11 protein-coding genes are annotated in these 11,976 nt (G+C 66.0%); 6 read left to right on the top strand and 5 right to left on the bottom strand.

The features are described from left to right. Positions 1-62 precede the first annotated feature (62 nt). Positions 63-713 (bottom strand): lysoplasmalogenase, encoded by a 651-nt coding sequence (locus METH_RS05415; protein ID WP_197538822.1) that lies wholly within the window; start codon positions 711-713, stop codon positions 63-65. Between the two features lie 225 nt (positions 714-938). On the opposite strand from METH_RS05415, the gene METH_RS05410 reads away from it, so the two are divergent. Continuing rightward, positions 939-1,325, top strand: coding sequence for a hypothetical protein (locus METH_RS05410; RefSeq protein WP_425412324.1), 387 nt, complete (start codon positions 939-941; stop codon positions 1,323-1,325). A 41-nt stretch (positions 1,326-1,366) separates the two neighbouring features. Here METH_RS05410 and xseA read toward each other — a convergent pair whose 3' ends face one another. Continuing rightward, positions 1,367-2,860, bottom strand: coding sequence for an exodeoxyribonuclease VII large subunit (gene xseA, locus METH_RS05405; protein ID WP_024089414.1), 1,494 nt, complete (start codon positions 2,858-2,860; stop codon positions 1,367-1,369). A gap of 135 nt (positions 2,861-2,995) precedes the next feature. On the opposite strand from xseA, the gene purD reads away from it, so the two are divergent. Together purD and METH_RS05395 are read left to right on the top strand one after the other, a co-directional pair. After that, positions 2,996-4,261, top strand: a complete 1,266-nt coding sequence (gene purD, locus METH_RS05400; protein WP_024089413.1) for a phosphoribosylamine--glycine ligase — start codon at positions 2,996-2,998, stop codon at positions 4,259-4,261. Positions 4,262-4,597: 336 nt separating this feature from the next. Then, entirely contained in the window at positions 4,598-5,065 is a 468-nt protein-coding gene (locus tag METH_RS05395; protein ID WP_024089412.1) for a GNAT family N-acetyltransferase, read from the top strand. Between the two features lie 63 nt (positions 5,066-5,128). On the opposite strand, the gene METH_RS05390 is transcribed toward METH_RS05395, so the two are convergent. Both METH_RS05390 and METH_RS05380 read right to left on the bottom strand, forming a co-directional pair. Beyond that, entirely contained in the window at positions 5,129-6,892 is a 1,764-nt protein-coding gene (locus METH_RS05390; RefSeq protein WP_024089411.1) for a DUF1217 domain-containing protein, read from the bottom strand. Between the two features lie 968 nt (positions 6,893-7,860). Beyond that, the gene (locus METH_RS05380; RefSeq protein WP_024089409.1) at positions 7,861-8,184 is read right to left on the bottom strand and encodes a 2Fe-2S iron-sulfur cluster-binding protein; all 324 of its coding nucleotides are present in this window, start codon (positions 8,182-8,184) and stop codon (positions 7,861-7,863) included. Between the two features lie 165 nt (positions 8,185-8,349). Between METH_RS05380 and METH_RS05375 the strand changes: the two genes are divergently transcribed. The 3 genes from METH_RS05375 (at position 8,350) to METH_RS05365 (ending at position 10,154) form a co-directional block, all read left to right on the top strand. Then, a complete protein-coding gene (locus METH_RS05375) occupies positions 8,350-8,802 on the top strand; it encodes an OB-fold nucleic acid binding domain-containing protein (RefSeq protein WP_044008568.1) in 453 nt (150 codons plus the stop codon). A 73-nt stretch (positions 8,803-8,875) separates the two neighbouring features. Further along, positions 8,876-9,397, top strand: a complete 522-nt coding sequence (locus METH_RS05370; RefSeq protein ID WP_024089407.1) for a peptidoglycan-binding domain-containing protein — start codon at positions 8,876-8,878, stop codon at positions 9,395-9,397. Between the two features lie 88 nt (positions 9,398-9,485). Continuing rightward, entirely contained in the window at positions 9,486-10,154 is a 669-nt protein-coding gene (locus METH_RS05365) for a Crp/Fnr family transcriptional regulator (protein ID WP_024089406.1), read from the top strand. Between the two features lie 357 nt (positions 10,155-10,511). Here METH_RS05365 and METH_RS05360 read toward each other — a convergent pair whose 3' ends face one another. Beyond that, positions 10,512-11,954 (bottom strand): Do family serine endopeptidase, encoded by a 1,443-nt coding sequence (locus tag METH_RS05360; protein WP_245602953.1) that lies wholly within the window; start codon positions 11,952-11,954, stop codon positions 10,512-10,514. Positions 11,955-11,976: the final 22 nt, after the last annotated feature.

Below are 11,976 nucleotides of genomic sequence, written 5' to 3'. Positions count from 1 at the left end.
AGGGTCTGCACCCCACCTAATGCGGATTGCGCCGGAGTGCAAAGCGCAAGGCGTCCTGCGCATCAGGAAAATATAGCAAAAAACCCTGCTTGCGCGCCCCAGTAAAGCAGCCAGACCGCATAGGGCGTGATCCGCCGCAGCGGGTGCTTTGCGCTCAGCACAAAGGTTTCCGCGGCCAGGATCATGTCCGACAGCATAAAGGCGCAGGCCGCGGCAAAGACCCAGGTGCCGGATGGCAGGGTCAGCGCCGCCGCCCCCATGCCAAGGATGACCGGGATATAGACCAGCACCGGCCCCTTCAGCGCGCCGGCCCGCGGTGCCAGAACCCGCGCCATGATCAGGCCAAGCCCCAGCAGCCCGGCCGCACCCAGCGCAGCCGGCAGCTGCAGGAGCCGGGCAGGATCGCTGTCCGCACGGGTCAGGAACAGCGCCGCATAAGCCAGATGCCCTGCGGCAAAGGCCCCCACGCCCGCGATAAAGGCGCCGTCGCCGTCGCGTGACAGGAACAGATCCCCCAGGGCGCAAAGACCCAGCGCCAGCACCAGCAGCAGCGGCGCCCCCGCCATGCCGGCGCCAAGCGCCAAAAGCGCGACCGCCGCGGTTTTGGCCAGGCTGCGCAGAATACCGGGCGGCTGCGCGGTCAGACCCAGATACCCGGCGGCGCAGAGCGCGGCCCCTGCCCCTGCCCCTACACCTGCTGCTGTCGCTTGCATCATCACGGTCCTGCCTCCCTGCCTGTTTGCGTCAGTTGGCGGCAACTCCCCCTCCGGTGTCAAAGGTGACCAAGCGGGAGCCATGTCAGCGCCGCCCGGCTTTGCGCCCCGCTTATGTCCCGCTTGCGGCCCGGTTGCTGCCCGGTTGCGGCCTGATTGCAACCCCGTGTGTTTCCCTTGGCCGCGACCCGCACACTCTGGCACAGTGGACCCATGCGCTGTCTGATGCTGATTCCCCTGATTGCCGCCCTCAACGGGCCGCTGCTGGCTGCCGAGCCGCTGAACGCCGAACAATTCGACCGCTATACCCAGGGCCGCACCCTGTTCTACGGTTTTGGCGGCAGCATGTACGGGGTGGAGCGCTACCTGCCCGGCCGGCGGGTGATCTGGTCCTTTCTGGACGGCAGATGCCAGGAGGGCAGCTGGTACGAGGACGCAGGCCGGATCTGTTTTATCTATGAAAACCGGGGCGATCCGCAGTGCTGGAGCTTTGAACTCGCCCCCGGCGGGCTGACCGCCCGGTTCGAAGATGACCCGGCCTCGACCGAATTGTACGAGGCCGAAGACATCGGCGAGAAAATGCTGTGCTACGGCCCTGACGCCGGTGTCTGAGGCCTGCTCCGGCGCAGTGAGTATTTCAGACCGCAAAGAAGCTAGGACAGCGAGCCCTGGCCGCCGCCGGACGGTTTCGCTGCGGCGGTCTGGGAAGCCGGATCCGCAGTGCCCGCCTCCAGGTCCAGAATGCCGTCGGCAAATTCGATCTGCAGCGGGCCGGCCTGGGCCGCAGCGGCCTTGGTGGTGAGGATCCCGGCCCCTGAACGCACCACCGCATAGCCGCGCTCCAGCGTCGCCTTGTAGCTGAGGATCTCCAGCTGGCGGCCTGCGGCCGAGAGGGTCTGGCGCTGGCGGTTGAGACGCAGCGACTGCGCCGCATCCAGCCGTTGCGCCAGATGGCCCAGCGCGTCTCTGCGGGCGGTGATCTCGCGCCGGATCGGCCGCAGGGTCAGGCGGGAGGACAGGTTTTGCAACCGGTCGCGGCGCCCCTGCACCAGCTGGCGCAGGGTGGCAGGGCGCAGGGAGGCGGCTGTTTCGCTCAGATGCACCCGGCGGCGCTGCACCCCGGAGATCAGCGCGCCCGGCAGCCGGTCGGCAATCCGGTCAAGCCGCTGGCGCGGGGTTTCCAGCAGGGTATCGGGCCTGGGCAGCGCGCGCGCCAGATCATTCAGCCGCTGACGGCGCTGCTGCACCGCCTGGCCGGCGGCGCGGGTCAGCCGCGCCCCCTGGGTCTCGGCCCAGGCCATCAGTTCCAGCCGCACCGGCACAGCAAGTTCCGCCGCCGCCGTCGGGGTCGGCGCCCGGCGGTCCGAGACAAAGTCGATCAGCGTGGTATCCGTCTCATGCCCCACGGCGGAGATCAGCGGGATCTGCGACGCCGCCGCGGCGCGGGCGACAATTTCTTCGTTGAAACCCCACAAATCCTCGATCGAGCCGCCGCCGCGGGCGACAATGATCAGGTCCGGCCGCGGCAGTGCGCCGCCCGGTGTCAGGCGGTTGAAGCCGTCGATGGCGCGGGCCACTTCGGGCGCGCAGTTCTGTCCCTGCACCGCCACCGGCCAGACCAGCACCTTGCGCGGGAAGCGGTCGCGCAAGCGATGCAGGATGTCGCGGATCACCGCGCCGGAGGGCGAGGTCACCACCCCGATGATCTGCGGCAGATAGGGCAGCGGCTTTTTGCGCCCGGGCGCAAACAGCCCCTCTGCCTCCAGCTGTTTCTTGCGCTTTTCCAGCAGCGCCATCAGCGCGCCCTGCCCCGCAACCGCAACCTCGTCGACGTTCATATTGTATTTCGACTGGGCGCCAAAGGCGGTCAGCCGGCCGGTGACCACCACCTCCAGCCCTTCCTCGGGCACCACCGACAGGCTGGAGACCTGCCCCTTCCAGGTGGTGCAGGCCAGCACCGACCGGTCGTCCTTGATGTCGTAATAGAGATGGCCGGAGCGCGCCTTGAACACCCGGCCCACTTCGCCTTTCACCCGGATGCGGCCGAAGGTGCCCTCCAGCGTGCGCTTCACCTCGCCGGAAATTTCCGAAACGGTGAATTCGGGCGCGTTCTGCCCCGGTTTTGGATCATCAAACAGGTCGGACATGACGGGGCTGCTCTCCTGCGGCTTGCGGCTGGTCTTGTTTTGAATTCGCGCGCAGCATAGAACCCGCCGCAAGCAAGGCAAGCCCCGGACAGGACCGGGGCGGCTCTCGGCTCAGTCAGATCGGAGTAGACGCAGATGAACATCCTTATCCTTGGCAGCGGCGGGCGTGAACATGCACTGGCCTGGGCGGTGATGCAGAACCCCAAATGCGACAAGCTGATCGTGGCGCCGGGCAATGCCGGGATCGCGCAGATCGCCGATTGCGCATCATTTGACATCGAGGACGGCGGCGCGGTGGCGGCGTTTGCCGAGGAAAACGCCATTGATTTCGCGATCATCGGCCCCGAGGCGCCCTTGGCCGCTGGGGTTGCCGACCGGCTGCGCGCCGCAGGATTGCTGGTGTTCGGCCCGTCTGAGGCGGCAGCCCGGCTGGAAGCCTCCAAAAGCTTCACCAAGGAAGTCTGCGACGCGGCGGGCGCGCCCACTGCCGCCTATGGCCATTTCACCGATGCAGAGGCCGCCAAGGCCCATGTGCGCAAACATGGCGCGCCGACCGTGGTCAAGGCCGACGGGCTGGCTGCCGGCAAGGGCGTGATCATCGCGATGACCGAGGCGGAGGCCATCGCCGCCATCGACGACATGTTCGGCGGCGCCTTCGGCGGCGCCGGCGCCGAGGTGGTGATCGAGGAATTCATGGAAGGCGAAGAGGCCTCTTTGTTTGTGCTGGTGGATGGCGAGGACGTGCTGGCGATCGGCTCGGCCCAGGACCACAAGCGGGTGGGCGAAGGCGACACCGGCCCCAACACCGGCGGCATGGGCGCCTATTCCCCCGCGCCGGTGCTGAGCGCCGAGATCGAAGCCCGCGCCATGGAAGAGATCGTGAAACCCACCATGCGTGTGATGGCAGAGCGCGGCATGCCCTATCAGGGGGTGCTTTATGCCGGCCTGATGATCAAGGACGGGTTGCCCCGGCTGGTGGAATACAACGTCCGTTTCGGCGACCCGGAATGCCAGGTGCTGATGATGCGGCTTGGCGCGCAGGCGCTGGACCTGATGCATGCCGCGGCTGAAGGGCGGCTTGGCGAGGCGCAGGTGAACTGGGGCGACGATCACGCGATCACGGTGGTGATGGCCGCCGAAGGCTATCCCGGATCTTATGAGAAAGGCACCGAGATCAAGGGCCTGGACGCGCTGCCCGAGGACAGCAGCAACATGGTGTTCCATGCCGGCACCAAGGCCGAAGACGGCAAGGTGCTGGCCGTCGGCGGCCGGGTGCTGAACGTGACCGCCCGCGGCGATACCCTGCAGGAGGCCCGCGACCGCGCCTATGCGATGGTGGACGGGGTCGAGTGGCCGCAAGGCTTCTTCCGCCGCGACATCGGCTGGCGCGCGCTGGACTGAACGCCTGCCGCGGCGGCGGCTCTCCCGCCTGTTCCCGGCCAATCAAAGATTGACCGTCGCAGTTGGGCCTGGCCGGGCGCGCCGGCGCCCGGCCAGGCCCCCTTGTTCCGCCCGCCGGCGGTATCCTTGCCGGGTGCAGTGCGGTATTCTGCACTTCAGCCGGACGCGGGATGCTGCAAAGCGGTGAGAATGGCCCTGGGAGGCAACGATCCGCCGTTACCGGCAGGACAGGCCATGCCGGTTGTCCGCTGCAGCCACCCGTGCCGTCTGCGCCTCCTGCGGACTGCACCGGGCCGGCCAGGAGGATGCGCGCCCCGCCCGCTGGGAGGTCCGACTTTGAAACTGCCCCGCAGACTCAGCGCTGACGATCCGCTGCTTGCCGAGGTGCTGGCCCTGATCCAGCGCAGCTTTGCCTATATGGACGGGCGCATTGATCCGCCCTCTTCCATGCACCGGCTGACAGTCGGCGGCATGGCGGAGCATTGCCGCGCTGGCGGCGAGATCTGGGCCGCCGGCAGCCCGCCCGCGGCCTGCATCTTCCTGATGCCGCAGGCAGACTGCCTGCACCTTGGCAAGCTGGCAGTTGATCCCGCCCGCCGGGGATCTGGCCTGGGCAGGCGGATGGTGGACCTGGCGGCACAGCGCGCCAGGGATCTGGGCCTGCCTGCGCTTGAGTTGCAGACGCGGATCGAACTGGTGGAAAACCACCGCCTGTTCGCCCGGCTGGGATTTGCCAAGACCGCAGAAGGTTCCCATCCCGGCTGCAGCAGGGTGACGAACATCACCATGCGATTGACGCTATAGCGCGCCCCTGCGATGCCGGGCGGTGCGGTTTGCTGTGCCTCAGGCCAAAGCGCATCCGCCGGGTCAGAACAGCGCCAGAATCGGATCGCTGAAGCCAGAGTTCCCAGACCCGTTGAGATCCGCCAGCATGAGGAACCTGTTACGGAAATCATCCAGTTTTGCATCCTCGAGAAGATCCGCCGGATGGGTGGTTCCGAATACGGAAAACGAGCGCTCCTTCATCTCCTCGACCTGCCGGTCCACGTCCAGCTGGCCGAAACTCGACGGCAGCGCCAATGCGGTTTCGAATACCGTTTTCAGCGGCGGCGAGCCGATGATGCCGTACCAATGGGCGTTCTCGCTGCCGCCTGCATCCGCAACGGTTTGCAGCTCGCGCTCAAAAGCCAGCGCCAGCCGCATGTTCGGATCGCTCTCGCCGATCTCAATTTCAAACTGGCGGGTGGTGTAAAGCTCGGAAATCTGCCCGGCAAAATCTTCCGGATACTCGCGGCCGGTGTCCCCGCCGTTGAAGGAGAACGCATACGCCATGGCTTTCAAACCGGTATCGTAATGCAGGTTGGCGTATGACGTGCTGGACGACAGGTCGGATTCAAATGCGCGGATCACAGTGTCGAAATCCAGGTTCCGTTTGCTTTGGCCGAAGATATCCAGCGTCGCTTCAAACAGGCTTGAATCAAAAACCAATTCCCGCGGATCTGTAAAGGTGCCCAGCTTGCCGGTGATTTCATCGGAGAACACCTTCATCTTGCTGACATAATCCGGCCAGCCGTTCTGAAACGCGTCGGCAAAGTCGTAATAGGCTGAATTTTCGGGCTGATTCACATAGGAGTCCGGATCGGACAAATCCGATTCCAAAATCTGGCGCAGCTCGTCCTCATCCCTGCCATACAGCCCGAATGTATCCAGCGCATGCTCCAGCACCTCCGGGTTCGACAACAGCTCATCCGGATCGGTCATCGCATTGATATCCGGCCAGCCGAATCCAAACGCCTTGGAAACAGCAAGATATCTTTTGTCCTCCAGCTGGTTCACAAAGGAGTCCGGATCGGTGGTATCAGAATTCAGAACCCGGCGCAGGAAATCGGGGCTGGTGCGTTCCAGATCAAAGGTATCGACGACGGCCTGCAGAAGATTTTCATCCCCCAGCAGGTCATCCGCGCTTGCCAGGCCTTCGGCGTGCTCGTTGAATTCCCCGACCAGCGCCTGGATGCTGTTTTCATACACCGGCGGCGTATTGAAACTGAATTGCCGGGCAAACTCGGCATATTTGGGATTACTCAGCTTGTTGACAAAGGACTCCGGATCTCCCAGGTCGGATTCCAGCACTTTCTGCAGAAAGAACTGATTTTTCTCGAACTCTTCCATTCCCACGTTGGCAAGCGCCTTGCGCAGCAGGGTGCCGTTTGCCAGCAAATCATCCGGCGAGGCGACACTGGCAAATTCAGCGCCGGCCTTGGCGCTGGGAAGCGACGGGCCATCCGGGCTGTTGAAGCCAAAGGTTTCCGCCAGCGATTGATACCGGCTGTCGTTGAGCCGGTTCGCAAAGGAGCCCGGGTCGCTGATATCGGATTCAAGCACCTTCTTGATGAACGCCCTGTTGCCGATATCCTCGTCCAGGCCAAAGGCGCCCAGCGTCACGGTCAGCAGTTTGTAGTCATCCAGCAGCTGGTCCGGTGTCTCAACGCTGGTGATTCTCTGATTGAAGTACTGCACCGTCCGGTCGATGACCGGCGACTTCTCATAGATTTCCTGCTGCTGGTCGCGGGTCCGCTGCAGGAAGGTCCACCCGCTGATACCGGTGCCCAACACATAGGGTGTAAAGCTCACGCGCCTGTCTCCTGTAAAACCGGCTCAGGCAGGTAAACGCCTGGCGCCGCTCGTCAGGGGCAAGGTAACCCGAAGGGGATGAATAAATCTGAAACACCGCGCAAAAACCGGGCAAGCCGCGGCGCAGCAGGCCTGGCTGTCCGGGCTGTCCGGGCTGCCAGGGCGGCAGGCACTCCCGCCGGTTCCGGCCCATCCTGGCGGAGGCCCTTCACAGTTGGGCCCGGCGCCGCGCCCTGCGCGCCGCAGGCCAGGGTTCCGCCGCAGGCCAGTGCGGCCTGCAGCCCCGTGTCCCTATTGGAACGGGCCGATGTCCCGGCTGGTAGATTGCGCCGTTGTGCAGACGCGATGCGATGATCCGGCGCCCATCGCCGCCGGCCGTCATCAGCTCCGGCCCCTGCCCGCATTTGCGGATGCCGGAGGTGATGCGGATGCCGGAGGTGATGAAGCCCTGGCCGGTCCGTTGATTGATCAGCCCGGGCCGGCTGGCGGTTGCTGTGGCCGGTATGCGGTGTTCCGGCGATCTTGCCCGCTGCGCCATGCAAGCCCGGCACGGCGCCAAGGCTCACATCGGTTTCGGCCACCATCACCGCATCCAGCCTGCCGTTGCGGGTCAAGTCCGCCAGACGCGGCGGCAGGTCTTCACAGACGCGATCCCGGGCAATACGGTTTCAAACCCCCAAACCTTGCCGTCCTGCCCGGCCGGCCAAAGCGGCAGCCCGGACCAGTCAGCCTCACCCCCCGGGCTCCCATGTGCATAACGCAGGGCCGGACCGGTGTATGCGGATGAGAGGATTCCGGCTGCCCGACCCGGCGCGGAGCCAAGGCCTGCGGAGGCCCGTTGCGCAGCGGCCGGTCCGCAGACCAGCCCTGCGCTGCCAGCGGCCCCAGGCACTGCACCTGCCCTGCGCGGCGGGCGGAACGGGGCCGGGCGCGCATCCTCAGACGCCGCGCCGCTGCCCCTGCGATCATCAGATCTGTTTTTCGGGCATATGCACCACCAGCCCGTCCAGCGCATCGCTCACCTTGATCTGGCAGGTCAGCCGCGAGCGGGCCGGATCCGGCTCATAGGCGAAATCCAGCATATCCTCTTCCATGTCGTCCTTGGCGGGCAGCTTCTCGACCCAGTCCGGCGCAATGTACACGTGGCAAGTCGAGCAGGCGCAAGCGCCGCCGCAATCGGCCTCGATTCCGGGAATATTGTTGTCGCGCGCGCCTTCCATCACGGTCAGCCCATTGGCGACATCCACGACATGGCTGGTGCCGTTGTGCTCAATGTAAGTGATCTTTGCCATTGTCAGCTCTCTTCCCTTTTCCGGTACTTGCGCGACTGTGTAGCCAAGCCCCTGCGCCGGTGCCACCCCCAATTGCGACCCTGCCCTGCCGCAGCTGGACTTTTCACGTCAATGTTCTATATTTGTTCACTCCGGATATTTTTCAACCGCAAGGCCGTTTTCCTCATGCCAGCCGCCGCCTCACCCCCCGCCCCCGGTCCCGCCCCCGCCGCAGCCTGCGCTGCGGGCGGGCACCGCTCACAGCCCTGGCCGCAGCCGCCGCACTGCCTGCCTGCGGCCCGGCTGCAGGAGCCGCCCCGGAACGCCCGCATCACCGTGGCCGGGCTGGTGATCCTGCGCCAGCGTCCCGGCACCGCCAAGGGGGTGATTTTTGTCACCCTTGAGGATGAAACCGGCACCGTCAACGTGATCGTCTGGCGCAAGATCTACGAGGCGTTCCGCCGGGCGGTGATCTCGGGCCGGCTCTTGCGCGTCACCGGCCGGCTGCAGCGGGCGCATGCCGTCACCCATGTGATTGCCGAGACGGTTGAGGATATTTCGCCGATGCTGGACCTGTTGCTGGCGGAACAAGGCCGCCGGGATGATCCCGCCTTTGCGCAGGGGCCGGAACTGGGCTAACCTGCCGTCAAAGCACCGGCGCCTGGAACGGACATGCGCGCCGGCAAAGTCACAGTGACAAAGGCATCCGGGCATGACGCCGAGCATATTCGAAACCAGCCGCCGGGTCTGGCCCGGGCTGCTGCTGGCGGTGCTGGCGGCCTGCGTCCAGCCGCCGCCCGGCGGCGACGTGTCCCGCGCCGGACGCTATGCCCCGCCGGGCGCGCCGCCCGGCACCTGCTGGAGCAAGCACATCTCGCCCGCCGTCATCGAAACCGTCACCAGCCAGGTGCAGGCACAGCCGGCGCAAACCGACAGCAGCGGCCGGGTCACCCGCCCCGCCGTCTTCCGCACCGAGACCCGCCAGCAGATCGTGCAGCCGCGGCAGAAGCACTGGATAGAAATCCCCTGCCCCGCCATGATGACGCCGGACTTTATCCGGACACTCCAGCGCGCCCTGGCCGTCCGCGGGATCTACCGCGGACCGGTTCACGGACAGATGGACGCCGCCACCCGCACGGCCGTGCAACGCTATCAGGCCCCGCTGGGGCTGGACAGCGGCACCCTGACGCTCACCTCCGCCCGCAGGCTGGGACTGATCGCCGTGGCGGGCTGAACCAACCGGTTCAGTTCCCCGGTTCCCCGGAGCCCATGGCTCTGCTAAGGTCCGCCGGACTGGGCACCTGACGCAAAGAGATTTGGCCATGCTGACAACCCGCCTGCCCGATACCGGCTTTCTTTCCGGCGCCTCCGGCCCGCTGCGCCGGATGCTGGAAAGCCAGGCCGCGGACGTGCGCCTGCGCCAGGGCGAGGTGCTGTTTGAACAGGGCGATGCGGGCGATGCGCTTTATGCGATCGCCGAGGGGGCGCTGGAATTTTCGGTGCTCTCTGCCTCGGGCCGCAAACTGTCGCTCGACATGATGCGCCCCGGCGCCGTGTTCGGCGAGATCACCCTGTTCGACCCCGGCGAACGCACCGCCACCGCCATCGCCGCCGAACCCAGCCGGGTGCTGCGCCTGCGCAGCCGCGACGTGCTGGATCAGATCCGCCAGTATCCCGATCTGGCCGCCGACCTGCTGCGGCTGGCCGGCCAGCGGATGCGCTGGATGAACACCCAGCTGAACGAGCAGGTGTTCCTGCCGATGCCGGTGCGGCTGGCGCGCAAATTGCTGTATCTGGCCCCCGAGGGCCGCGATGGCCGGATTGCCCTGTCGCAGGCCGAGCTGGCGGAGTTTGTCGGCGCCACCCGCGAGGCGGTTTCAAAAACCCTGGCCGCCTGGAAACGCAGCGGCCTGGTCAGCATCAGCCGCGGCGGCGTGCAGATCCTGGACCGCGCGGAACTGGCAGTGCTGGCCGGGCCGGATTCGATCTGACCGCCCCCGCAGCGCAATTTCCCGGAAAATCCGCACGAAAAGCCCTGTTCTGTAATCCCGGTCACAGAACCTTTGGCGGCATCCGGCAATAACCGGAAACAGACAGCCATTATCCGTTCCATCCCATTGGCTGCCTATCCCAAAAGAGCCATGCGCCCGCCAGCGCATGGCTCTTCCCCTTTCCGGGACCGGTCCCGGACCTCACGCAATATCCCGCTTAGCGCCCCGCGGCGGCCCTAGGGTGCCCTCCAGGGTTTTTACCGCCTGCCTCAACGCGCATACCCAATTGCGGGAACGGAAAAAGGCCGGGCAGAGGCCCGGCCTTTGACAGGTTGAACAGGATCGGCCTGCAGCGCGTTACTCCGCCAGGTTCAGCGCCACGAAACGCGGCTCGCCGCCGCGGCGCACCAGCAGCAGCAGCGACTTGCGGCCCGCCTCCCTGGCTTCGGCAACGCGGGCCTCCAGCTCGCTGATCGAGGTGACCTTCTGCTGGCCTGCCTCGGTGATCACATCGCCGGCGCGCAGGCCTTTTTCCCAAGCCTCCGATGCCTCGTCCACGGACAGAATGGCCAGTCCTTCGACCTCTTCGCCCACATTCAGCTCACCGCGCATCTGGTCGGTCAGAACCCCGACCGACAGGCCCAGCAATTCCTTTTCGCTCTGGCCCGGCTCGCCATCACCGTCCTGACGCCTGGACGGTCCGCGCTCGGCATCCTCGCGGCGGCCCAGGGTCACCCGCAGGGTTTCGGTCTTGCCCTCGCGGTAGACCACCAGCCGCACGGTCTTGCCGACCTCGGCATTGCCGACCTGGCGCACCAGGCCGCGGGTGTCCTTCACCTCGCCGCCGTCAAAGCTGACAATCACGTCGCCGGCCAGCACCCCGGCGTCCTTCGCGGGGCCATCCGGCACGTCCGTCACCAGCGCGCCGCGGGCCTTGTCCAGCCCGATCGCCTCAGCCAGATCCGCATCCACATCCTGGATCTTCACACCCAGCCAGCCGCGGCGCGTCTCGCCGAATTTCTTCAGCTGGTCGACCACTTTCACCACCACATTGGAGGCCATCGAGAAGCCGATCCCGATGGAGCCGCCATTGGGCGACAGAATCGCGGTGTTCACCCCGACCACATCGCCATCCATGTTGAACAGCGGCCCGCCGGAGTTGCCCCGGTTGATCGCCGCATCGGTCTGGATGTAGTCGTCATAAGACCCCGAAAGCTCGCGGTTGCGGGCCGAGACGATGCCCGCCGACAGCGAGAACCCCTGCCCCAGCGGGTTGCCCATGGCCACCACCCAATCACCGACGCGGGCGGTGTCGCTGTCGCCGAACTTGACGTATTTCAGCGGCGCCGGCGCCTCGACCTTCAACAGCGCGATATCGGTGTTGGGATCGGTGCCGATCACCTTGGCCGGCAACAGCTCATTGGGCTGGCCGGTGCCGGGGAAGAACTCGATCTCGATCTCATCCGCGCCTTCGATCACATGGTTGTTGGTGACGATATAGCCGTCCTCGGAAATCACAAAACCCGACCCCAGCGCCGAGGACCGGCGCGGGCGGCTGCCGTTGCCATTGCCGTTGCGGTCCTGGAACTCCCGGAAGAAATCCTCAAACGGCGAACCTTCGGGCACAATGCCCTGCGGACCGGTGCGGCCCTCGATCACGGTGGTGGTGGTGATGTTGACCACCGACGGGCTCACCTGGTTGGCCAGCGGCGCCAGGCTTTCGGGGCGCGCCATCGCGGCCGCGGCCTGCATCAGCAGGACCGCCATGGCCAGCACCGCAAGCCAGATCATGCGCATCATCGCGCTGCTGCTGCCTGCCCGG

Origin of the sequence: Leisingera methylohalidivorans DSM 14336, from assembly GCF_000511355.1 — a bacterium.
Taxonomy (GTDB): domain Bacteria; phylum Pseudomonadota; class Alphaproteobacteria; order Rhodobacterales; family Rhodobacteraceae; genus Leisingera; species Leisingera methylohalidivorans.
This window is presented reverse-complemented; position numbering and strand designations above follow the sequence as displayed.

Coding starts and splice junctions, on each gene's coding strand:
- METH_RS05415 (WP_197538822.1), bottom strand. CDS start 713: ATGCAAGCGACAGCAGCAGGTGTAGGGGCAGGGGCAGGGGCCGCGCTC.
- METH_RS05410 (WP_425412324.1), top strand. CDS start 939: ATGCTGATTCCCCTGATTGCCGCCCTCAACGGGCCGCTGCTGGCTGCC.
- xseA (WP_024089414.1), bottom strand. CDS start 2,860: ATGTCCGACCTGTTTGATGATCCAAAACCGGGGCAGAACGCGCCCGAA.
- purD (WP_024089413.1), top strand. CDS start 2,996: ATGAACATCCTTATCCTTGGCAGCGGCGGGCGTGAACATGCACTGGCC.
- METH_RS05380 (WP_024089409.1), bottom strand. CDS start 8,184: ATGGCAAAGATCACTTACATTGAGCACAACGGCACCAGCCATGTCGTG.
- METH_RS05375 (WP_044008568.1), top strand. CDS start 8,350: ATGCCAGCCGCCGCCTCACCCCCCGCCCCCGGTCCCGCCCCCGCCGCA.
- METH_RS05370 (WP_024089407.1), top strand. CDS start 8,876: ATGACGCCGAGCATATTCGAAACCAGCCGCCGGGTCTGGCCCGGGCTG.
- METH_RS05365 (WP_024089406.1), top strand. CDS start 9,486: ATGCTGACAACCCGCCTGCCCGATACCGGCTTTCTTTCCGGCGCCTCC.
- METH_RS05360 (WP_245602953.1), bottom strand. CDS start 11,954: ATGATGCGCATGATCTGGCTTGCGGTGCTGGCCATGGCGGTCCTGCTG.